General features: G+C 43.0%; 18 protein-coding genes and 1 tRNA gene. 9 read left to right on the top strand and 10 right to left on the bottom strand.

What is annotated here, in order from left to right:
- The first annotated feature begins 570 nt into the window (after window positions 1-570).
- On the top strand, window positions 571-1002 hold the full coding sequence (locus AC1DXF_RS27845; RefSeq protein WP_477451960.1) for a DUF6526 family protein: 432 nt from the start codon (window positions 571-573) through the stop codon (window positions 1000-1002).
- 160 nt (window positions 1003-1162) lie between these two features.
- Here the strand turns inward: AC1DXF_RS27845 and AC1DXF_RS27840 are convergent, their stop codons facing one another.
- From AC1DXF_RS27840 to AC1DXF_RS27820, 5 genes are all read right to left on the bottom strand, one after another.
- The gene (locus AC1DXF_RS27840; protein WP_477451959.1) at window positions 1163-1567 is read right to left on the bottom strand and encodes a DUF1761 domain-containing protein; all 405 of its coding nucleotides are present in this window, start codon (window positions 1565-1567) and stop codon (window positions 1163-1165) included.
- Between the two features lie 464 nt (window positions 1568-2031).
- Entirely contained in the window at window positions 2032-4758 is a 2727-nt protein-coding gene (locus AC1DXF_RS27835; RefSeq protein WP_477451958.1) for a carboxypeptidase regulatory-like domain-containing protein, read from the bottom strand.
- A 390-nt stretch (window positions 4759-5148) separates the two neighbouring features.
- Window positions 5149-6108: a hypothetical protein gene (locus AC1DXF_RS27830; RefSeq protein WP_477451957.1), complete on the bottom strand. Its 960-nt coding sequence runs from the start codon at window positions 6106-6108 to the stop codon at window positions 5149-5151.
- A 154-nt stretch (window positions 6109-6262) separates the two neighbouring features.
- Window positions 6263-7204 (bottom strand): hypothetical protein, encoded by a 942-nt coding sequence (locus AC1DXF_RS27825; RefSeq protein WP_477451956.1) that lies wholly within the window; start codon window positions 7202-7204, stop codon window positions 6263-6265.
- 346 nt (window positions 7205-7550) lie between these two features.
- Window positions 7551-8492 carry a hypothetical protein gene (locus tag AC1DXF_RS27820; RefSeq protein ID WP_477451955.1) on the bottom strand — a complete coding sequence of 314 codons (942 nt, stop codon included), beginning with the start codon at window positions 8490-8492 and terminating at the stop codon, window positions 7551-7553.
- A 137-nt stretch (window positions 8493-8629) separates the two neighbouring features.
- Between AC1DXF_RS27820 and AC1DXF_RS27815 the strand changes: the two genes are divergently transcribed.
- Entirely contained in the window at window positions 8630-9097 is a 468-nt protein-coding gene (locus tag AC1DXF_RS27815; RefSeq protein WP_477451954.1) for a CYTH domain-containing protein, read from the top strand.
- A gap of 5 nt (window positions 9098-9102) precedes the next feature.
- Here AC1DXF_RS27815 and AC1DXF_RS27810 read toward each other — a convergent pair whose 3' ends face one another.
- Both AC1DXF_RS27810 and AC1DXF_RS27805 read right to left on the bottom strand, forming a co-directional pair.
- The gene (locus AC1DXF_RS27810) at window positions 9103-9396 is read right to left on the bottom strand and encodes a hypothetical protein (protein ID WP_477451953.1); all 294 of its coding nucleotides are present in this window, start codon (window positions 9394-9396) and stop codon (window positions 9103-9105) included.
- A gap of 275 nt (window positions 9397-9671) precedes the next feature.
- A complete protein-coding gene (locus tag AC1DXF_RS27805) occupies window positions 9672-9890 on the bottom strand; it encodes a hypothetical protein (RefSeq protein ID WP_090649425.1) in 219 nt (72 codons plus the stop codon).
- A gap of 510 nt (window positions 9891-10400) precedes the next feature.
- Between AC1DXF_RS27805 and AC1DXF_RS27800 the strand changes: the two genes are divergently transcribed.
- From AC1DXF_RS27800 to AC1DXF_RS27785, 4 genes are all read left to right on the top strand, one after another.
- Window positions 10401-11297 (top strand): NUDIX domain-containing protein, encoded by an 897-nt coding sequence (locus tag AC1DXF_RS27800; protein ID WP_477451952.1) that lies wholly within the window; start codon window positions 10401-10403, stop codon window positions 11295-11297.
- Window positions 11298-11301: 4 nt separating this feature from the next.
- Entirely contained in the window at window positions 11302-12720 is a 1419-nt protein-coding gene (locus AC1DXF_RS27795; protein WP_477451951.1) for a nicotinate phosphoribosyltransferase, read from the top strand.
- 7 nt (window positions 12721-12727) lie between these two features.
- Window positions 12728-13636 carry a ribose-phosphate diphosphokinase gene (locus AC1DXF_RS27790; protein WP_477451950.1) on the top strand — a complete coding sequence of 303 codons (909 nt, stop codon included), beginning with the start codon at window positions 12728-12730 and terminating at the stop codon, window positions 13634-13636.
- A 348-nt stretch (window positions 13637-13984) separates the two neighbouring features.
- On the top strand, window positions 13985-14689 hold the full coding sequence (locus tag AC1DXF_RS27785) for a tRNA1(Val) (adenine(37)-N6)-methyltransferase (RefSeq protein ID WP_477451949.1): 705 nt from the start codon (window positions 13985-13987) through the stop codon (window positions 14687-14689).
- A gap of 117 nt (window positions 14690-14806) precedes the next feature.
- Here AC1DXF_RS27785 and AC1DXF_RS27780 read toward each other — a convergent pair whose 3' ends face one another.
- Complete coding sequence (locus AC1DXF_RS27780) at window positions 14807-15466, bottom strand: hypothetical protein (protein ID WP_477451948.1); 660 nt, start codon at window positions 15464-15466, stop codon at window positions 14807-14809.
- A gap of 218 nt (window positions 15467-15684) precedes the next feature.
- Here AC1DXF_RS27780 and AC1DXF_RS27775 point away from each other — a divergent pair, with 218 nt between their 5' ends.
- A complete protein-coding gene (locus AC1DXF_RS27775) occupies window positions 15685-16179 on the top strand; it encodes a metallophosphoesterase family protein (protein ID WP_477451947.1) in 495 nt (164 codons plus the stop codon).
- 54 nt (window positions 16180-16233) lie between these two features.
- Here AC1DXF_RS27775 and rnhA read toward each other — a convergent pair whose 3' ends face one another.
- Entirely contained in the window at window positions 16234-16704 is a 471-nt protein-coding gene (rnhA, locus tag AC1DXF_RS27770; protein ID WP_477451946.1) for a ribonuclease HI, read from the bottom strand.
- Window positions 16705-16795: 91 nt separating this feature from the next.
- Window positions 16796-18886, bottom strand: a complete 2091-nt coding sequence (locus AC1DXF_RS27765) for a heavy metal translocating P-type ATPase (RefSeq protein ID WP_477451945.1) — start codon at window positions 18884-18886, stop codon at window positions 16796-16798.
- A gap of 116 nt (window positions 18887-19002) precedes the next feature.
- Between AC1DXF_RS27765 and AC1DXF_RS27760 the strand changes: the two genes are divergently transcribed.
- Together AC1DXF_RS27760 and AC1DXF_RS27755 are read left to right on the top strand one after the other, a co-directional pair.
- Window positions 19003-19076, top strand: a tRNA-His gene (locus AC1DXF_RS27760).
- 390 nt (window positions 19077-19466) lie between these two features.
- A complete protein-coding gene (locus tag AC1DXF_RS27755; RefSeq protein WP_477451944.1) occupies window positions 19467-23672 on the top strand; it encodes a hybrid sensor histidine kinase/response regulator transcription factor in 4206 nt (1401 codons plus the stop codon).
- The last annotated feature ends 244 nt before the right edge of the window (window positions 23673-23916 follow it).

Here is a 23916-nt window from a genome sequence, read left to right as displayed (position 1 = left end):
GTTGTGAGKTGTGAGTTGTGAGTTGTGAGTTGTGAGTTGTGAGTTGTGAGTTGTGAGKTGTGAGGTGTGAGGTGTGAGGTGTGAGGTGTGAGGTGTGAGGTGTGAGGTGTGAGGTGTGAGGTGTGAGGTGTGAGGTGTGAGGTGTGAGGTGTGAGGTGTGAGGTGTGAGGTGTGAGGTGTGAGGTGTGAGGTGTGAGGTGCATTATGTTAAATAAAATCCAAAAATCTGATAAATCTGCTTAATCCGAGTTCAGACAAAATGCGTTAGGGATCGGCGCGGATACCGGCCAATGTGGATAAGGCCTGTGTAGTATGAGCATAGAGCCCGGCCGCAGGCAACGCCAGGATTAGTATCAAGTAGTCAGTATCAAGTATCAAGATTTTTATTGTTGGGTGATAAGCCATTCCTGCTGATGGATATAATGCCGTTGTCTCGCTACTTGCTACTAAACAGGCAGCAGTCTTGCTACTTGATACTAGCTACTTGATACTAAAATAGCAGCAGTCTTGCTACTTGATACTAGCTACTTGATACTAAAAAACCTATCTTTCCATAAAAAAATAACCACCATGACCGATCAGAATTTTACCAATCACAGGCGCTTTGCGCCAGGCTATCATTACGTATTAACCCTTTTGCTTTTAGTTGGCATTGTATCGGCTATTGTAAATGTGGTACTGCAATGGGGCACTGGCGGACTAATGCCCTCGCTGCTGATATTGCTGCTGTTTGTCTGTTTGCTTTTTGTTTTTATTATGATGCGCACCTTCCCATTAAAGGCGCAGGATAGGGCCATACGCGCCGAAGAAGGCCTGCGTTACTTTGTACTTACCCGCCAGCCATTAAGCGCAAAACTTAGCATAGGCCAGATAATAGCCCTGCGTTTTGCGCCGGATGAGGAAATGGTGCAGCTTGTTGAAAAAACACTGACAGAAAACCTTAAACCCAACGAGATCAAAAAAGCCATCCAAACCTGGAGGGCCGACCATCATAGGGTGTAGGGTTAAATTCTAAAATCCCCAAGCCTAAACCCCAAAACGCTAAATTCTAAAATCTAAATTCCAAATCCGAAGATTAGATTAGAACCCAGGATTATAAATCTAAAGATTGAATTAGATTTTAGAATTTAGATTTTAGGGTTTAGAATTTTGGGTTTTCAACTTACCTCCACGCCCCCAAAATAGCGCCCATCAGCGTTAGGGATACTAAACTGTAGCCACCGTTAATAAATATCAGCCGCCAGCTTTTAAGTTCGAAAAGGCTCATGGTGGCAATGGCGCTAAATGTCCAGATGCCGGCAAGGGCGCCTGCAGTAGCTCCCCAGGCCAGGTCGGTTTTTGCATCGGCCAAAAAAGCTGCCAGGTTTGCGGCCATAATAAGTGAAAAAATGGCGGTCATCCCGAATATTTTGAGCTTGTTGCCGGCTTTTAAGTCGGCCTCATCAAGTTTGTTATCGGCCACCCAGGCTTTGGCAAACAATACAGGCGAATACCAGATACCGCCAACTAAAAATGAGGAAAGAGCAGCCACCACAACGGCAGCCCAGTTGATTAATTTAGGATCCATGATGATAAGTTTATGTGTGATTAAAGTTATCTATTTCCGGATCAAAGAACAAAGCTTTTTTGTGGAATAAGGAGGATTGATTAGGTGTGGGGAATGCGAAATAAAAGATTATGGTGCCCGGTTTGCCAAGCCTGCTATCTATGGGGTGTGGTATCGTGAAATCCAGACTTTCGAAGTTTTTAAAACTTCGAAAGTCTTTCGCCGGCATACAAATCCTCGTTCAGCGTCTCCGGGTTTTATTAGTGCTCATGAGGTGTTTAGTTTTACACAAACATCGGCTTTGAACGCTGGCCACGATTCACCCCGGCTACGCTGCGCTGGCCGACCCTCTCCGGCTGAAGCCGCAAAGAGGGTTGAATTCTTTTTTTTGTTTTTTGCCCCTCTATGCCACGCAGTCGGAGAGAGGGACAGACGTTCGTTAGCTAACGGATCGTCGGGGTGAGTCGTAGCCGCAATACAAAACGCTACCTCACATTAAAATGCACTACCTGCCTGCCTAAATTGCCATCGCCATCAAGGCCTTCAACAATGGCCCGGTATGAGCCGCGCGCGTCGCTGTTGTAAAAACTGAAGATGGCAACGCCGTTTTTATCGGTAATTACTTTAGGGTTCCAGTAAATGGTGTTCCTTAGGTCGAGCCCGATTACGCTGCTTTTGCCAACCTCGTATTTGGGTACGTAAAAATCTTTGGCTTTGCTATAACCCTGCACGGCAAACGTAATTACGTTTTGTTTGGGTATCATAGCCAGTAACTGCGACAGTGATATCTTTTGTGTTTTTATCGCTTTTTTGTGGATGATCATAACCCCTTTTGTACCGTTTACACGGTTTATGCCGCTTAACCCGTCGTTCAAAAATATCTCTACCGATTCTACATCGTCCCCGCTCATCGAACCGAGATTGACAACATCAACCTGGGCGCTGTTAATATAAATTTGTACAGGTGTGGTTTTTTTTCCCTGGTTGTAATCGCGGGTTACATAAAAGTTATTATCGGCATAGGTTAAACCAAGCGCCATGGTACTCAAGCAATTGATCAAAATAGGGCAGCCTTTCAGTTGCTCCGGCTTTATTTCATGATCGGCCTGCGGGCTTAGGCCTGAAAATGTGCCATAATCGTTGTGGCTGGCTTTTTTAACAACGCTTTTGGCCTTAATTAATACTTCTTTGAGCACTCTTGAGCTTTGGTATTGTTTATGGCTGTTTTCCAGGTATGGGCGAATAACGCTGTCGATATTCACAATTTCATCGGCTACGTTAGGATTTTTGTTTATCTTCTGGTAAAGCTCGCCGTTAACGTTTATAACCATGTTTTTACCGTTAGGGTTGTTACGGGCGCTCAAGGTAATTTTTGAGGTATCTTTTACCATTACGTCCGAAAACTTGAAATTGCCGGCCATATCAGTGAGGGTTTCGGCCGAGAAATTATTATCGGGCACAGTGAGGCGGACGCTGCCCTTGCTTACGGGTAGCCCGGTATTGGTACGCAATATCCCCGATACCTCTATTCCTTGTTCAGGCGCGGTGTATATAGGTGGGTTTTTATCGGCCAGTATATCCTCATAATTAAAGCGGCTATAGCCTTGCGTAAGCATTAGGATATCCAGGTTATCCAGTTTTTCCTGGTTGGGTTTATTAAAGTAATAGTTGGGCTTTTCTATATACCCTTTCAGGTCGGATGTAAGCAGGATGTAGCTTAAAATGGTTTGCTCGTTATTTTCATCGGATGGGATGGTGGCATCGTCTAAAACCGCTACCGAAAAACTACCCACAACGGGCGCTGTTTTGTTAAGCGCAGTTACCGACATTTTTACGTTTTGGCGTACCGTGTATGATGGTTTATCGGTTTTTAAATTAAGGCTCAGCTGATCATTATGCTGAATAAAAACCACACGCTGGCATAATGCATAGCCGCCCGACGAAAACAAGGTGATTTGCAAAATACCGGTAGGGAATTTTGATTTTGGAATAGCAGCCGAGTAGCTTTGATCTTTGAGCACTGTAGATGCCGCGTAATATATCACACCGCCGCTTTGTGCTACCAGGTAAAAGCTTTTGTTTTGTTTGCGTTGTAAAAACACATCGTTGGCGGCAATTTTGATGGTAAGGTTGTCGGGGTCGCTGTTATTAACCGTGAGGCCTATGCCCATGCTTTGCACCCGTGGCAGCTTGTAGGTAGCCGAAGAGCCGTTGGGGTAGGTTACATTGGCCGTGTATGTTTTACCGCTTTCGGGCGTTATGCCAAATACACCCATACCCAGGTGGGCCGATGTAAAAGTGGCTACCTCGGTTCCGGCGTCGTCGGTTATTGTGCCTTTAATATCGGCGCCCAAACCCTTGGCGTTAATGGCTTTAAACGCTACCTTGGTGCGCACACCATTGGTTAGCTGGCCGCTTTCGGGAAAAAACTGTACATCAAAATTGGTTATTGATCCTGTAAGCGGGAATGTATTGGTTACAAAGTTGCGGTCGCCCATGTCAATAGCGGTCACCAATGATCCCGATGTAAGCGTTGGGGCGTCATTTTCGGGTAATTCAACCAATAAGTTACCATTGGCATCGGTAGTTCCCCTGCCCTTGGCTATAGCATCGCCGTTGCGCACCAGCTGCCAGTTTACTTTTTTATCGGCATAAGGCGCGCTTGAGGGGTCTTTATAAACAATGTTGGCATTTAACCTGATCATGCCGCCCTTTTTGCCCGAGCTTTTATAGCTGATGAAAGTATTTACCTTATTATCAATGGCGTTGCCAATGTTGATGGTACGGTCGTAAAAATAATCGGAATCAAAATTACGCATCCAGTTGGTATACGCCCTAATGCGATAGGAGCCTTGTTTTATAGTTTCGCCATCCAGCGTAATGTTGCCGTTGGCAAAACCGTTTTTTAAGGGTAGCCTCAGGCCTGCAATTACCGAATCCTGGCTGTTCAGCAAATCCACGTAAACAATGCCGCTTAAGGCCGATGGCTGGTGCTTTTCTACCGTTACATAAGCTTTAAGCCATATGGTATCGCCGGCGGCGTAATAAGGTTTATCCAGGTGCAGGTAAACTTTTTCTATCGGAAAAGCCGTGGCATACTTAGCGGATTTTTCAATAATGGTATTAATAGGGATGCTATCCTGCTGGGCTATTGCGGCTAAGCTAAAAGATAAGAACAGCGATGCTACGAGTAAAAATTTTCTTGATATCATTAATATAATATAAAGCGGCTAACGGGGCTAATATAAACATTTAGGGTTGTTGCATACGGGGCGCATACAGCATTTAACATTTTTTTACAAACGGGCAGGGTTTGAACTGTGTTTTACAATGAACGCTCAAAAATGCGCTGCAGTGTTTTATACGGCGAAAGGTAAAGGCATTTGATAACATAGCATGTAAAATAACATGATTGTTACTTTTTGTAAAGCAAAATGGCTGTAGCTGAAGGCCGTCAATGTCATCGGGTTAAAAAATGGAGATTGATTTAAATACCGAACACCAACTATCCAATATCGAATAATGAAAGACGAATTTCGGTGTTCGATATTCAACATTCATTATTCGATATTATTTATCCTCCCGTTGTTTCTTAATCCAGGCTATTTTGCCGGCGCCACCTTACCTTCAACATGTACAGATACCATGCTGGAATGTATAATACCCAGCGTGGAGCCTGGTTTTACATCCAGGTATAACTTAAAATAGCTGTCCATAATAGCGTTGGCCGTTCTGTTATAGGCCTGCTCAAATTCGGGCCCGCTAACGCCAAGGTCGATAAGGGGCTTGCCGTAATGCATGCTGCCCTTATCATCAATATACATGGTGAATGAATAATAAAAATCTTTGTACGCTTTGTTGATCACGATATCGTAAGTAGGGTCGAGGTAATCGTCGGATGGGTCGAAGTTGTTTTCGATGGAGGGTTTTGTAGTGCGGCGGCTAACTGTTATCTGTGCGCTTTTGCTGGTAATTTCGGCGGGCTGCCTTGCCGAAAATTGTTTTTTATAATCCATGTTGGCTTTTGCCGCCAATGAGCGGATAAACAAGCTATCCTGCCGGCTGGGGTGCCTTAGTGTGGATGTATCGGTATGCAAAACGTTTTTTACATAGTTATCAGCATAAAACAGCATGTATACTTTGGTACCCTTAATATCAAGCGAATCGCCTTTTTGTTTGATGATCTCGAGGATAATACTGTCCTTACTTATTTTTTGAACCTTTAACCAGGAGCGCGCTGCGTTAAAAATAGAGTCGTACCCGCGGGTAAGCGGAAAGTTGATGAACGCGCTTTTTGTAGGGCTGTAAATGCTTACCGAATCATCAGATACAAATTTAAGCTTCCATTGCGGCTCCAGCTGGTAGCCATATTCGTTGAACGACAGCCCGTTTTTTTGCCTGCGTTTTACCTCAGAATAGTTGATGCCGTTATAAGGCTTAAAATTTATTAGTTCTTTTTTTTTATTGCCCGGGCCGCCGCTGCACCCTGTTTGTATAATGGAAACGATAGTAAGCAGTATAAAACCAGCCTGTTTTATTGTTTTTATATTGATAGATAGCATACGCCCTAAAGATATATATAATTCAATAAACAGCTAAAATGGACTTTTATTTTGGAGGTTTGCCACTCCCGACGAAAGACTTTTGGACAAAGGATTTTAGCGCTTATCCGAACTTTTACCAATGAACTAATGAACCAGTGACCCAATAAACTAATTAAATTCCTGTTATTCCCTGCACATGAATGTTAATTGAGCTGGCATGCGTCATGTTCAATGTTTTGCCTGGTGTAACTTTCAGGTAATGTTTTAAATAGCTGTTCATGACGGCGGTAGATTGACGTATGTAGTTGTCTTTTAAGGATTGGCCAAGAAAGGGGATGAGCGGCTCATTATAATGCATTTGCCCATCCGAATCAACATACACGCTGAATGAATAGTAAAAATCAGCATAAGCTTTACTTATCGCGATATCAAAGGTTGGGTTCATATAATCACTAGACGTATCAAAATGATTAAGCAGGTCACCTTCGGCAATCCATTTTTTTACTTTCACCATGTGGCTTGTGCTTGTTAAAGTGGCGGGCTGCCGGGCTGCAAATGATTCGGTATAATCTTTATTAGCGGCATCAGATAGCCTTTTGATGAAGAGCGAATCTTTGTGGTTTGGTCTTTTTAATATCGCGGTATCTGTGTGCAGGGTGTTCTTGATATACTCATCAGCACAAAAGGTCATATACAATTTTGTCCCGCGGGTATCAACGGTATCGCCATAGGAGTCAATCATTTCAAGTTTCAAGCTATCGCGGTTCATTGCTTTTACTTTTAGCCAGGTACGCGCGGTATTAAAAATGGAATCGTAGCCACGTGTTAACGGAAAGTTGATGAATTTTCCCTTAATTGGACTATAGATGCTTGCCGAATCGTTGGATACAAAGTTTATGCGCCATTGAGGCTCCATCTGGTAGCCATACTCGGTAAATGAAAGTCCGTCGGCGGTCCGCCTGGAAATTTCTGAATAAGCAATGCCCCATACCGGTTTAAAGGAGATAAGATCTTTTTCGCCGTTGTGTTTAACAACAGGAGGCTGTTTACAGGCAAGGTTAATGAATATTAAAAGTGTTAGCAGTAATGCAGGCAGCTTTGTTTTGGTTATCATCAGGTAAAGGATTTTGGTTTTAAATATAGGTTATTGATTTAATAAAATAATATTTGCGTGGCTTTTATAGTATTTCCCGGCCTGTAATTTTAAAACCAACCGGTGGCTGAGTAGTTAAATAATAAAACAAGAAACCATGGGAGTTAAAATAGAGCGCAAATTTTTGGTTGATCGCGATCAATAGCAACAAATGCCAAAGCCAATAGGTACTTACTTTAGGCAAGGTTATAGATAGCATGCGGCTTAAAGCTATATATAATTCAATAAACAGCTAAGGGAGCTAAAGGATTTTGCGACTTTAGGACTATCAGACGGTCGGTCTTTAGGAGTGAAGATTTGTAATCCATTATATTCCTGTTTTTCCCCGCACGTGGAAATTAATCTCGCTGGCGTGGGGGATATTCAGTGTTTTGCCGGGGGTGACTTTAAGGTAGTATTTTAAATAGCTGTTCATGATAGCAGTAGAACGACGGATGTAATCATCTTTAATCGATTTGTCAAAAAAACCTATGATTGGCTTGTTGTAATGCATCTGGCCATTGATATCAATGTACACGCTGAATGAATAAAGAAAATTGGCGTAAGCATTGCTGATAGCTATATCAAATGTGGGGTACATATAATCGTTCGAGGTGTCGAAGTGATTTAGCAGGTCGCCCGCTGCGGCCCTTTTTTCTACTTTTACGAATGGGCTGTTGCTGTTCAGTGTAGCGGGTTGCCTGGCTGCAAACGCTTTGGTAAAATCTTTATTTGAGGCATCGCACAAGGCTTTAATGAATAAAGAATCTTTAACGCCGGCCCTTTTTAGGGTTGTGATATCGGTATGCAGCGTGTTTTTGATGTAATCATCTGCATATAAGGTCATATAAACTTTGGCACCACGGGTATCAACAGTATCGCCATCGCTGTTAACAATCTCCAGCTTAAGGCTGTCTCTGTTCATGGCTTTTATTTTAAGCCACGTGCGCGCGGTATTAAAAATAGAATCGTAGCCGCGGGTGAGGGGGAAATTGATGAATTTGCCCTTGGCTGGGCTATAAATGCTTGCCGAATCGTTAGATATAAAGTTTATGCGCCATTGAGGTTCCAGCTGGTAACCCTCTTTATTGAAAGAAAGCCCGTCAGCCGTAAGTCGCGAAATTTCTGAATAAGCTATTCCCCATACCGGTTTAAATGATATCAGGTCTTTTTCGCCGTCGTGTTTAACAACAGGAGGGTGCTTACAGGCAAGGTTAATGAATATTAAAAGTGTTAGCAGTAATACCGGCAGCTTGGTTTTTGTTATCATCAGGTAAAGGATTTTAGTTTTAAATATAGGTTATTGATTTAATAAAATAATATTTGCCTGGCTTTTATACTATTGCCTGGCCTGTAATTTTAAAACTAAACCGGCGGCTCAGCAGTTAAATAATAAAACAAGAAATCATGGGAGTTGAAATAGAGCGCAAATTTTTGGTTGATCGCGATCAATGGCAACAAATGCCAAAGCCGATAGGTACGTACTTTAGGCAAGGTTATATATTAAGCGAGCCGGGTAAAACCATCAGGGTACGTGTAACGCCCGATGAAGGCTTTATTACCATAAAAGGTGGCACAAAAGGCTTAAGCCGGTTAGAGTACGAGTATGCCATCCCGGCCGTGGATGGTGAAGAGCTGCTGGATAATTTTGCAATATCCGAATTGCAAAAACGCAGGTACCGCATTGATGTTGCAGGCAAGGAGTGGGAAGTAGACGAGTTTTTGGGTGATAACAAAGGCCTACTGGTTGCCGAAATTGAATTGGAAAGCGAAGGCGAAAAGTTTATACTGCCGCCATGGGTTACCACCGAGGTTAGCGGCGATGCCAGGTACTACAACTCGAATTTATCGGTAACGCCGTTTTGTAAATGGTAGCAAAATCATGCCGATTCGGGCAGGCCCAGTAAAATATCTGTTTCAGATTCGTCCCAAACGGTTTTTACATATTTATTGCCTTTGGGGCAAAGTGCCGGTATCAGGCAGGTTTTGTTGCCGCGTTCGTCAATAATGTAGGCTTCGCCATCCTCGTTCTTTATCCAGTCGTAAAGTTTAGCGCGTTCGGTTATCCCCTTAACATTTATTCGCTCGTTAATCCACTCCAACGAATCTATTGCCACATACGGGTTATCATGTGGCGTTACATCGGTTTTAATACAAAGAATACGTACAGCCATAGCTAAAATGCTTTAAATAATCAGGTGCGATAAAATTAAAGCAAAAATAAAAACGGTGAAATAGGTGTTTTCACCCATTTGTGCGTACGTAGTTTTACTTACGCGCTATGCCTGTTGGCTGTAATTACAAGTATTAACAAGGATGATCCTGAAGGATAAAATGACGGGGAGTTTGCTCTTTCCCGGATAGGGCGTCGCCGTTTAACGGAGGCTACAAATACAAAAGCCCTGGCTAAGCTTAGCTTAACCAGGGCTTTTGCGGTTAATAAAAAATATTAAGCCCAGCCAGTACCTTTTTTAGCGTTACCATTGGCAATATGCTCTTCGGCAGTGGCTTTGCCCATAATAGCAGCCATTTTGTTACCTGCACCATCTGTACCGGTAGCAATGTACCTTCCAGATTTAATGTCGATCACCGGATCAACCATTGGTACATTTTTAGTTTTGGTTTTCACTGAATACGCGGTAATACCGCTTCCTTTTTCTGTTGCCATGATAAGTTCTTTTTGTTTAATTTAAGTTAACCCGATTAACGCCGAATTGTTTTCGGCATGCTCACAATTGGTTTTACAGTGTAAACATGCATTAAAAATTTTTAATTCAAAATATTTAGCATAAATAATTTGTTAACACATTTAAGGCATTGTTAATAAAAAAATGCAAGGGGTGCAGGCCAGGCACTGATGACCGACCCAAAATGTGTTTTATAGCGGTTGTATAGCTAAAGTTTCAATATAATGCATGCAGAGCAGGCTAACCATATGGTGTTAACAACGCTTTTTTCTGCGGAGGTTAAAGCACCATTAGTAACAGCCAATTTTACGCCTGTGCCAAATCCATGGGGCTTTATATGTTATCCCTTTTTTGCAGATGTTTGTTGATTAAACAAGTTCATTAACAGTGTTATATGAGTTAAATTGCATAACACTCCGAAAAAAATATTCAAAAATAATTTGCGTAATTAAAACGCATATTTATATTTGCGTATAATTAACGCAAATAAGATGAAGATAGCCGTAGTTATTGCCCGTTTCCAAACGCCCTACCTGCACGATGGGCATAAAAATTTGATTGATACCGTAAGTAAGGATCATGCCAAGCTGATTATCCTGTTAGGCGTAAGCCCTATAATGGGCAGCCGCAAAAACCCGTATGATTACCATACCCGCGAAAAAATGATTAAAAGGGAGTACCCGGATGTGATTGTTTTGCCGGTGAGCGATCATCCGAGCGACAAGGTATGGTCGGATAACCTGGATGGTTTGCTCAAAAGTGTGTTCCACAACGGTATTTTCACATTGTTTGGCAGCCGGGATAGCTTTATCCCTTACTACCAGGGGCATTTTGAAACGGTGGAGTTGCCTGCTCACGGTGATTACAATGCTACCGAACTGCGCAAACAATACGCCGATAAAGTTTTCGACTCCAACGATTTTCGCGCGGGTATCCTGTACGCTTACTATAACCAATACACCAAAGTATACCCAACAGTTGATGTGGCCATGTTCAGGAACAATAAAACCGAACTGCTGTTAGGCAAAAAAGCCAACAGCACCAAATGGCGCTTTATAGGCGGTTTTGCCGATCCGGAGGATGAAAGTTACGAAGCCGCAGCCAAACGCGAACTCACCGAAGAGTGCGGAAACGTTGAAGTAAGCAACATGACTTACGAAACCAGTCACCGTGTAAACGACTGGCGCTACCGCAACGAAGCCGATAAAATTATTACCTTGTTGTTCAGTTGCGACCACGTTGCGGGGGAGCCGGTGGCTAACGACGATATTGTAGATGTGACCTGGTTTAAAATTGAAAACCTGGCACCAATGATAACCGACGACCTGATTAACGATGAGCATGTTAAAATGTTAAAGCTTATCGTTGCTAAATATCTTAAAAACTAACACCATGAAACGTGAAAACTTAGTACTGCTGGCCGATGCCTATAAGTACGCCCACCATAAATTATACTATCCAGGTACCACAAAAATACACAGCTACCTGGAAAGCCGGGGAGGGATGTTTGATGAAACCATCTTTTTTGGTCTGCAATATTTTTTGAAGGAATATCTGCAAGGCCCTGCATTTACCCAACAGGACCTGGACGAAGCCGATGGCTTTTTAAAACAGGTTTTTGGCCGCGATGATGTGTTTGATAAAAGCAAGTTCCAGTACATATTGGATAAATACGACGGCAAATTGCCCGTAAGCATAAAGGCCGTAGCCGAAGGTACCGCCGTACCAACGGGCAACGTACTGATGACCATTGAAAATACCGACCCCGAATGTTACTGGCTCAGCAATTTTTTAGAAACCCTGCTAATGCAGGTTTGGTACCCCTGTACCGTAGCTACCTTAAGCAACCAGATAAAAAAGGTAGTCGCCCAGTATTATGAGCAAACCGCCACACCCGGTGCAGAGGCCGGTATAGGCTTTGTGCTGAACGATTTTGGTTTCCGCGGCGTAAGCAGTGTTGAGAGTGCAAAGATTGGCGGAGCTGCCCATTTGCTTAATTTTAGTGGCAGCGATAACCTGGCCGGTTCTGCAATGGCTATTAATTATTATGATGCCCAAAAAGTTTACGGCCTCAGCATTCCCGCTACCGAACATAGCATATGTACCTTGCTGGGCAGGGAAGGGGAGCTGGAGGTTTTCAGACATGTATTGCGAACTTTCCCCACAGGTACCATTGCCTGCGTATCTGACAGCTACGATATTTTTAAGGCCTGTAGCGAATATTGGGGAACGGAGCTACGCGACGAGATATTAAACCGTAACGGCACCCTGGTTATCCGCCCGGATAGTGGCGACCCGGTCAGGACTTTGTTAGAGATTTTCGGTATCCTGTTTGATAAATTTGGCTTTACCACCAATGCCAAAGGCTACAAGGTTTTACCGCCACAACTCAGGGTGATACAGGGCGACGGCGTAAACTATACCGAAATAGGTAATATTTATAAAGCTTTAAAAGAAAACGGCATCAGCGCCGAAAACCTGGTACTGGGCATGGGCGGCGCCTTGCTGCAAAAGGTTGACCGCGATACTCAAAAATTCGCCCTGAAATGCAGCAGCGCTATTGTAAACGGCCGGGAAGTCAGCGTGGAGAAAAGCCCCACCGAAATGGATGAGCATGGCAATATTACCACGAGCTTTAAAAAGAGCAAAGGCGGCAGGCTAAAGCTGGTGAAAATTGACGGCATATTTAAAACTGTTAATGAAGACGATCTGCCCGGAGCAGAAAACCTGTTGCAAACCGTTTTTGAGAACGGGGAATTGATAAATACTATTAGTTTTGAGCAGGTAAAGGCAAATGTAGATGCCAACTGATATTAACATGAAAAAGTTACTGTTCGCGATAAAAGATTATGAATACCTGGCCCAAAAAGTAATGGCCTGCGGAACGTTTGAAAAAGGACAAATTGAGGTAAGTACCTTTACCGATGGCGAACGCTATCAACGCATCCTGTCGTCAATTGAAAACCGCGATATCATATTGATTGGCGGCACGGTAACCGACGAGGCCACGCTGGAACTTTACGACCTGGCATCATCGCTGGTAAGCTACGGGGCCAATTCGTTAACGCTGGTAATACCATATTTTGGCTACTCAACCATGGAACGTGCGGTGCTAAGCGGCGAAATTGTGACCGCCAAAACCCGCGCACGGTTGATATCGGCTATCCCAAAATCAAACCGGGGCAATAAAGTGGTTTTGTTCGATCTGCATTCCGAAGGGATCCAATACTATTTTGAGCACGACCTGTACCCGGTTCACGTGTATTGTAAAGACCTGGTGATAAAAGCCGCCCTCAAATACGGCGGCGACAATTTTGTAATGGCCAGCACCGATGCCGGCCGCGCCAAATGGGTAGAGTCGTTAGCTAACGACATGGGCGTAAACGCTGCCTTTATCCTTAAAAGAAGATTAAAAGGCGACCATACCGAAGTAAGCGCCATTAATGCCGATGTTGCCGGCAAAACGGTAATCATTTATGATGATATGATCCGTTCCGGAGGCAGCATCATCAACGCCGCTCAAACCTACAAAAATGCCGGTGCAGGCGATATTTACGTAATAACAACCCACGGCCTGTTCATCAACAATGGCATAGAAAAATTAAAGAATAGCGGCCTGATAAAAAAACTCATCAGTTCAGATTCGCATATGAATATGCAGGCCATTGGTGACGATGACTTTGTGGAGGTTAATAGTTTGGCGGAGTTGATTTGCTCGGTGATTTAGTTATTTTAATAGACAATTTCCTGTCATCCTGAACGTAGTGAAGGATCTATTTGCCACCATGTATCTTACACTTGCAAAGTTCGTGAATGGATCTTTTGTGCCTACCCGATTCTCCTGTCATCCTGACGAAGGAAGGATCTGTCAGCTGTGCATGACCGATAGAAAAGTTCGCGAATAGATGCTTCGTTCCTACCCATGACATGTTGGAAAATCCCAGACTTACGAAGTTTTGAAAACTTCGTAAGTCTTTCGCCGACGTGTTATCCCTCCTTCAGAGTTTCGCGAAATTTTACAACCCAGCATGACAGTGGGGGAGGATATCCAGGTTTATATTATAAATTAGCACGAATGTTCCACTTCAAACAATTCAGTGTCGACCAAAGCGGCTGCGCCATGAAGATTAATACCGATGGTGTTTTGCTTGGCGCATTAGCAACGGGCGATCACCCTAAGTCCATATTGGATATTGGTACCGGAACCGGCGTTATAGCACTGATGCTTGGGCAACGTTTTGCCAACGCGCAAATTGATGCCGTGGAGGTTGATGAAAGTGCTGCGGAGACAGCTGACGGCAATTTCAAACGCTCCCCGTTCGCGAATAGGCTCATGGTTTATGCTTCAGGGTTTAAAGAATTTTTTGAGGGCAATCCCGGTAGCAAATATGACCTGATTGTTTCCAATCCGCCATTTTACATCAATTCCCTGTTATCGCCTGGCGCCAAAAAGAACCAGGCTAAACACGCAGGCGAAGGTTTTTTTGAGGGGTTGATCCAATCTGTCGCGGAGCACCTTGCCGATAATGGACTTTGCTGGCTGGTGTTACCGCCCGATACCGGCGCATTGGTAAAAGAACTGGCTACGCAACATGGGCTTTATCTGCAAAAAACAATCCACATACATTCTTTTGAATCAGATGCGGCCCACCGCGAAGTATTGGTTTTTGGGTTGCAGGCAGCTGAACTTAGCGAAGACCGGTTAGTAATATACGATGGGCCGAAAGTTTATAGCGCATCATATCAATCGGTATTAAAGAATTTCCTGACCATATTTTAAATATACTCCGCGGGAATACTGGTGGAAGCCTGTGGCTTCAATTCAGCCGAAAGCTGAAACCATGCGGCCCACGGGCTGAAAGCCCGCGGGAGCAGCGCAATGGATAACCTGCATATACTACAAAAGGTCTTCCAGCCAAATGGTGGCTTCGGCATCTTTTAAAGTTATCGAAGTGCCGGTGCCATCAACCGGGTAAAGGGTACAGCCAAACGTAAGCTTAATTTTAAGCCCTTCGTGGTTTCCTATCTGGGCGGGTATCTGGGTTACAGTTACAATAGAAACGCTGTTGCCGGTCTGGCTGCCTATGCTGGTATAATCTTTACCGCTTGCATCAGTGTAGTTAATAACTATAAATTGCTTGTCGAGGGCGGTGTTTTGTACGGTTGCCAGCTGCCAGGTTCCTGTTTTGATAAAACTATTGAAATAAGTGGGCTTATCGTTGCCAAAAATAAATTGATAAGTACGAAACTCTACCCCAATTTGTGGTTTGTAGGTTTTTGCATCGCCTATGTAACCGGTAAGGCTGCCGGTAATGTTACCCTGATCGTTTGATGTCGCGCCGGCTGTACCGGTATTCCAGCCGGTAAGGCCATCTGTTACCTGCCACGCTATTGCTTTGCTGTTTAATGTGCCTTTGATGTAATATTCGGCAGTAATAGTAACAGGAGGATCGGTTGTATTGGTGCTATCCGGCGCCACTTCGGGCTCCAGCCTGCAGGCACTTACAGTTATCATTAAAAGTAAGCCGATGAAGGTTTTATGGTTTAGAAATTTCATAAACAATGTGTTGGTTATATACTTCTACGTGTATTTAATATCCAATAGTTTCGCCGGAACGGGAATGTTTAAAATTATCTCAATGGTTAATTTAATTGCTTTTTCTACAGGTAGTTAGTCGGCGCATCCGCTTAGTTGGAGTAGCGGAAATTGCGGCCCGCACGAATTAATTTTTGTCTTACCTCTTGATTCTTGACTCTTGCATCTATCTTTACCCCATGACCCGCATTGGCCTGATATCCGACACCCACAGCTACCTCGACGAAGCCGTTTTTAAACACTTTGAAAACTGCGACGAGATTTGGCACGCCGGTGATTTTGGTACTATGGAGCTTGCCGGTCAGCTGGCAGCTTTTAAACCCTTAAAAGGCGTTTATGGTAATATAGATGGCAAAGATGTAAGAATAGTTTACCCCGAACACCTGCGTTTTAACTGCGAGGGGGTGGATGTATGGATGACTCACATTGGCGGTTACCCGGGCAGGTATAGCCAGCATATCAAGGCGGGCATTTACACTAACCCTCCCAAACTATTCATCACCGGCCATTCGCACATTTTAAAAGTGATACCCGACAAAAAGCTACACCTGTTGCACCTTAACCCCGGCGCGGCAGGCAAACAAGGCTGGCACAAAGTACGCACCCTGATGCGTTTTAATATCGATGGAGATAAAATCCAGGATTTGCAGGTAATAGAACTCGCGGGACGCTGAATTCAGTAGCAAGTATTTAGTATCAAGTAGTAAGACTTAAACAGGTAGATATTATTAAATCAATCCTGCCTTTGCATTTTCCACCTCAAAAACAGAGTCGATAAGCAGTGGGGCACGTTTCCCGGCGGCGACGGCCAGTTGGTCGCAACGTTCATTTTCGGGATGCCCGTTATGGCCCCGTACCCAGGTGAATTTTACCTGGTGAAGTTTGCTAACCTCGAGGTAGCGCATCCAGAGGTCCTTGTTTTTTTTACCGGCAAAGCCTTTGGAAACCCAGCCGTTTACCCAGCGTTTTTCGATAGAATCGATCACATATTTGGAGTCGGAGAAGATCATAACCTGCTGATTAGGCGTCTTTAGCGCTTCCAAACCTTTAATAACGGCCATCAGTTCCATCCGGTTATTGGTGGTTTTACGGAACCCTTCGGATAATTCCTTATAATGTTGCCCCGAGCGCAATATCACTCCATACCCACCCGGTCCCGGGTTACCACTTGATGCACCGTCTGTAAAAATCTCGATCATTGTGCAAATATAGTAAAGCCCCCCAACCCCCTGAAGGGGGAGCAAAAAATATCTGGTTTATACTAATCAGGAAACTCCCCCTTCAGGGGGGCTAATCAACCTTCTTCACTTTCAACCTCAACGAGTTGCCAATTACCACCACATCAGAAAAAGCCATGGCAAAAGCGCCAACCATTGGGTTTAAAAAACCGAAGGCCGCTACCGGAATAGCAATTATGTTATAGGCAAAGGCCCAAAAAAGATTCTGCTTAATGGTAAGGAGCGTGTGTTTGCTAATCTGTAAAAACTTGATAACCGAATGTAAATCAGTATTTAACAGCACCACACTTGCCGATTGGATGGCTACCTGGCTGGCATCGTTCATAGATACCCCCACATCGGCCTGGGTGAGGGCAGGGGCGTCGTTTATGCCATCGCCTATCATTATAGTTTTGCCCTTTTGTTTGTATATGTCAATTACCTTCAGCTTTTCATCAGGCAGTTTTTCGGAGTGTACTTCGCTGATGCCTACCTGGCCGGCTACTTTGAGGCAGCGGTTCTTTTTATCTCCGCTTAAAAGTACAGGTACAATCCCCATTTTTTTAAGTTTCGTTATGAGCATGGCTGTCTCGGGCTTAATCTGGTCATCCATAGCAACCTGGGCCAGCAATTGCTGGTTTTTATAAAGCGAAAGGTTAAAATGATCCTCGGTGTTTTGTTTGGCAGTACCTAAAAAGTAGTGGTTGCCCTGCACATCTTCGGCACGCATTCCTAACCCTTTTTCTTCCTGAACAGATTTCAGGATCACTTTTTGCTGAGTTAGTTTTTTTAAACCCTCAACCAACGATTTGGCAATAGGGTGGTTTGAACGTTCTTCAATAGCGGTAATAATACCCCTTATGAGTTCTATATCGGTACCCGGCTCGGTTTTAATCTCATTAATACTAAACTTGCCGGTGGTAAGTGTTCCGGTTTTATCAAACACCACATATTTAGTGCGGGCAACGGCTTCAATGGTATCCCCGCCCTTTATCAGTATGCCGCTTTTGGCAGCGCGGCCCAAACCAACCATCACGGCAGTTGGGGTAGCCAGGCCCATGGCGCAGGGGCAGGATATCACAAGCACCGCAATAGCGTTCATAAGCGATTTTTGCATACCTGCCTCACCTGCAAAATAGGTGAGGATGAAGGTGGCAAGAGCTATCAATATTACTACCGGGACAAATATAGAGGCTACCTTATCACCCAGTTTCTGCACCGGTGGTTTTGCGGCCTGTGCTTTTTTCATCAGGTCGATAATCTGCGACAGGATAGTATTTGAGCCTACTTTGGTAGCCAGCATATGAAAGTTACCGTTTATGACGATAGTACCGCCGATAACCTTATCGTACTTTTCTTTTTCAACCGGCATGCTTTCGCCTGTGAGCATGGCCTCGTCAACCGATGCGCTGCCAGAAAGGATTTCGCCATCAACCGGAATCTTATCACCCTGGTTAACCACCAATGTATCACCGGGGCGAACTTCATTCGCGCTGATGACTTCAATACTTTCATTAACAATCCGGTTGGCATTAACCTTTTGAAATTTGATAAGGTCTTTTACTGCCGATGTAGTTTGTGTAACCGAGCGTTTTTCAAACACGTTGCCCAAAAGTACTAATGTGATAATGGTAGCGCTGGTTTCATAAAACTGGTATTGCCCGCCTAAAGCCTGAATAGTACCTACAAGGCTATAAATGAATGCAGATGTGGAACCAATAAAAATCAGCACATCCATATTAGGTACGCCCGCCTTAACCGAGTTCCAGCCGCTTTTCCCGAAATGCAGGCAGCCTATTATAAAAACAGGGAGGCAAAAAAGTAACTGCGTTATGGGTTGATGTAAAAAATGCCAGGGCAATAGCATATGGAGTAAAAGTGGTGCTGTAAACACAGCGCAAAAGATAAATTTGTTCTCCACCAACTCATAAAATGCCGGCGAATGCTGATTTATATCATCAATTACTTTAAACCCTAAATTTTCTATGCCTTTTATTACATCAGGAAGTTTAGAGTCGTCGTCGGTAGAGAATTTTACTTCCTCGCCGGCAAAGTCAACCAGTATATTATGTAACCCTTTTTTTTCGAGGAGTTTATGGACAGACATGGCGCAATTGTTACAGTGCATCCCGGTCACGTTCAGTTCAATTAATTGCTCAGCCATAGTTACAAATTTAGCCATTAATTAAAATCGTTCTAAATAAATGAGGTAAGCTGAATGTAATTTTAAAAAGAGTTTGCAAATAGCCCGGAGATTTCTATTTTTGCACTCTCCAAACGGTAGATGTAGCTCAGTTGGTTAGAGCATCGGTTTGTGGTACCGAGGGTCGTGGGTTCGAGCCCCATCATTTACCCTTCACGGGGCAAGAGATTTTCAGAAGTCTTTTGCCCCCTTTTTTTGCCTCTTAATTTCTTGTTTGTCAGATATATAGACTGGAAGCTACTACTCACTTTAGCGGTTCGATGTTTTAGATTTTCAAGAATGATGGTATCAGATGATCCGGATAGCCTCCTAACGACAACCTGTAACAAGCTTTATTTCAGGGTAAGTTCGGGCATGGCCCGTACCATAGCATCGGCAACTCGTTTGCTTCAGAGGTAGGTTATTTATTTTCCGCTGATCAAATGAAGGAATCGACAATTTTATCTCGTTAATTGCGAATTTATCTTACTTTTATGCTACGGTAGTGTACTGGCTTGCCAAGGGCCAGATTCCTGATTTCGAAGATCTCAACTAAATTTTAATGCGTGTAAAACTTTATATTGTCGTTTCAGCATTGGTTTTTGCTTACACGAATAATTTTGCGCAAAACAGCCAATACCAATTTTCACGGCTCAATACGGGCAACGGACTGTCTCACAACCAAGTTAATTGCATATTTAAAGATCCCAAGGGCTTCATGTGGTTCGGTACAGCGTCGGGACTTAACCGTTACGACGGTTATACTTTTAAAGTATTTAAGCATGACGTAAATAATAAAAACACCATAAAGGAGGATTACATAACTAATATTTTTGAAGGGCCCGACAAAAAATTATGGGTAGCAACCCCAAACGGATATTCCTTTTATGACCCAGAAACGGAGCAGTTTAACAATGATGTATCGTCAGTGGACTATTCTTTCAAACTTTCCGAGTATCCGTTAGTTTCCAAGATACTTCACAACGGCAAAGGCGACTTCTGGTTTTTGCGTCCCGATTCCGGCCTTTACAGGTATAATGAGCTGAAAAAAACTTCCACGCGTTATTATCATCACCGTAATTCCAACCCATCATTATATTCAAATTCTGTTACAGACATGGAGCAGGATGCAAGCGGGAATTTATGGCTTGCTTATAACGATGGCGTGGTAGAGCTATTTGATGTAAAACGAAATGCAATTACGTACCATACCGATATTTTTAAAAAAGCAGCTAATAATAAGGGCAGGAACTATTCGGTAACTATCGATAGGGAAGGCGATCTCTGGATGTTTAACCCCAATATGGATTCCGGCGTTTATTATTACAGCCGCCGTACGGGCCGGTTTCGGTACATCACCAAAGAATCGTCAGAGACACCGCTTACATCCAACATCATCATTAGTATTATTCAGGCCGACGACGGCCTTATGTGGATCTCCACTGATCATGGCGGCGTAAACTTATTGGATAAAAAAAGTGGGAAAATTACTTATTTATTAAATAGGGAAGATGATCCGAAATCATTGGGACAGAACACTGTATCGCTTTACAAAGACAACACTGGCATTATGTGGGCCGGTACGCTTAGAGAGGGGGTAAGCTATTATCATAAAAATATTATCAGGTTCCCGCTCTACAAACACTTTGCCTCAGATCCCCGGAGTCTTAGTTTTGAAGATATTAATAAATTTGCAGAAGATAAAAAGGGCAACCTATGGATTGGGACCAATGGTGGCGGTTTAATTTACTTTGATCGCAAAACAGGCAGGTTTACCCAGTATAAACACGATCGGAGAAACCCGAACAGCCTCAGCAGTGATATTATTGTAAGCTTATATATCGACCATGATCAGCAACTATGGATAGGTACGTATTTTGGTGGGCTGGATCATTTTGACGGGAGAAAATTTATTCATTATAAGCATGATGACAAGGTGCCCACGAGCATTGCTGACGACCGGGTATGGAATATCCTGGAAGATTCATCGAACCGGTTATGGATAGGCACTTTTGCGGCAGGTTTGCAAATATTTGACAGGGACAAACAAATATTTTTGTCTCCCTTTAAGCAAACGGATATCAGGTCGCCTTATATATCCGCACTCTTTGAGGACACCAAAGGTAATCTCTGGGTTGGAGGATACTTTGGGGTAGATAAAATATTAAAAAATGGGCGTGGCGTTATACATTATAATAAAAAGAAAAACGACCCTAACAGTTTGATCCATGATGACATCCATAATATCACGCAGGACAGCCGCGGCCTGATGTGGATAGCGACAAGGGATGGACTAAGCATACTGAACCCCGAAACAAACCGTTTTATCTCGCTGACTAAAAAGGACGGGTTGCCCGACAACCAGGTTTCGAGGGTATTAGAGGATAAGGGCGGGGCCATGTGGTTAAGTACATCAAACGGGCTGGGCCGGATAACATTGACACCTGGCAACGGCACATATAAGTTTCAATTTGAAAGCTTTGATGAAACCGATGGCCTGCAGGGCAGAGAGTTCAACGTATCTACAGCCTTAAAAACTAATAAAGGGGAATTGGTATTTGGCGGCTCTCACGGCTTTAATATTTTCGATCCATTGAGTATACATCCGAATACCGATGAGCCTGAATTAATTTTTACCGATTTTCAGCTATTCAACAAAAGTATAGCAGCCAATGAAGAAGTTGACGGCCATGTTGTATTATCTAAAGCAATTTCGGCCACACAGGAGATAACGCTGAACCATAGCGAAAATGTGTTCGCCATTGAATTTGCTGCTATAAATTTCTTTAACCCCAATAAAATAACGCATCAGTATATGATGGAAGGTTTTGATAAAGGGTGGCTTACAGCAAATAATGCTACCCGGAAAGCTACCTACACCAACCTTGATGGGGGCGATTATACTTTTAAGGTAAGGGCCATTGGCCGGGAGGGAAAATGGAAACCCAGCTATATAAAATTAAAAATTAAGGTATTGCCCCCGTTCTGGAAATCTACTTTAGCTTATATTATTTACCTGTTGCTGATAGCCGGGACCCTGTTTTTTATACGCCGGCGCGGAATACAAAAAATAAGAAAACAGTTCCTAGCAGAGAAAGAAAAATTTATAGCAGAGAAAGAAAAACAGGAAGCAAAATTGATAATTGAACAGGAGCGGCAGGAGATTAAGCGAATGCAAGATCTTGATCAACTGAAAACTAAATTTTTGACCAACGTAAGYCACGAGTTCCGAACACCGATTTCGCTGATCATGGCGCCGGTCGAAAAAATGCTTACCCGTGCTGATCAGGAACAGAAACAACAGCTGGGCATGATMGGAAAAAACGCCMGGCGATTGTTGAACATGGTAAACCAATTGCTTGATTTCAGGAAGATGGAAGTTCAGGAGTTGAAACTACATAGCAAGCCAGGGGATATGGTGAAGTTCATCAACGAGATATACCTTTCATTTACTGATATAGCTGAACAAAAAGAGATTAATTTTATTTTTGATACCTCGGTTGATTCGCTGTTCACTGATTTTGACCATGATAAGATAGAAAGGATATTGTTTAACCTGCTATCAAATGCTTTTAAATTTACACTGCCCGGCGGCCAGGTAAGCCTGTTGCTTAATGTAGATAGCGAAACCGGCAAYGCCCCGCTTGAAATTAAGGTGATTGATACCGGTATTGGTATTCCGCATGAAAAACAAAGTAAAATTTTCGAACGTTTTTTTCARCACGATATTCCGGAGTCGATGATTAACCAGGGCAGCGGCATCGGCCTTGCAATTACGCATGAGTTTGTGAAGATGCACGGAGGCGAAATAACAGTTGAGAGTGAGCCTGATCACGGCAGTTGTTTTACCGTTAAACTACCGTTTGTTATCTATAACGRTCGGGATAAAGACCTGCCATCAGACGATGACATGGATAACGACATCGTAAACGAGATTACCCATAAAGAAGATAAATCTGTCGTTAAACAGCCGCGATCAAATAAAAAGCCGGTAGTTCTTTTGGTTGAGGATAACGACGATTTTCGCTTTTACCTGAAAGACAATTTAAAGGACGTATTTTTTTTAATCGAGGCTTCAAACGGAAGAGAAGGTTGGCAAAAGGCCCTATCTCAGCATCCGGATATTATTGTAAGTGATATCAGCATGCCCGAGATGACGGGAATTGATTTGTGCAAAAAGCTAAAGAAGGACAAACGCACCTCACACGTTCCCATTATTTTGTTAACTGCATTAACAGGCGAAGAAGAGCAATTGAAGGGCCTGGAAATTGGCGCTAATGATTACATGACCAAACCATTTAATTTCGAAATATTGCTTTCAAAAATTAAAAATTTGCTAATCCTGCGGGATAACTTTAAACGTACTTATAAAAAACAAATTGATTTGCAATTGCAAGAAGTTGTCATTCAATCTGAAGATGAGAAATTTTTAAGAAATATAGTTGAATATGTCGAGCAGAATATTTTAAACTATAATCTTTCAATAGAAGAAATAAGCCGGCAGATGAACATGAGCCGGGTATCGCTTTATAAAAAAGTTTTGACACTTACAGGTAAGACGCCTATTGAATTTGTTCGATCAATAAGATTGAAAAAAGCGATGTATTTGCTGGAGAACAGTCAAATGACAATCAGCCAGATTTGTTATGAAGTTGGCTTTAACACGCCTAAATATTTTACGAAACTATTCAAGGACGAGTATAACACACTTCCCTCAACCTATCTCAGTTCAATTCGCCAACAAAAACTGAAAGAAAATAATAGTTAATTAAATTTTATCCGGATTTATTTTTTAGCACCTCCTCTTCTGGCTACGTTATAACAGCCAATTAGGATTCTCTTTGTTGTTACATAGGTCAATATTTCGAAAAAACAAGTAAAAACTCGAAATAGAAGTAAAAAAAATTACATAACTTATTTGTTTTCAGCAAATTGAAGATTTGGTTAACATCTCGTCTATATTCGTTATCAAACCGGCTATTCCTTTCTTTTTAACAATCATAGTTTCATCC

This window comes from Mucilaginibacter sp. P2_A5 (assembly GCF_056404995.1).
This window is presented reverse-complemented; position numbering and strand designations above follow the sequence as displayed.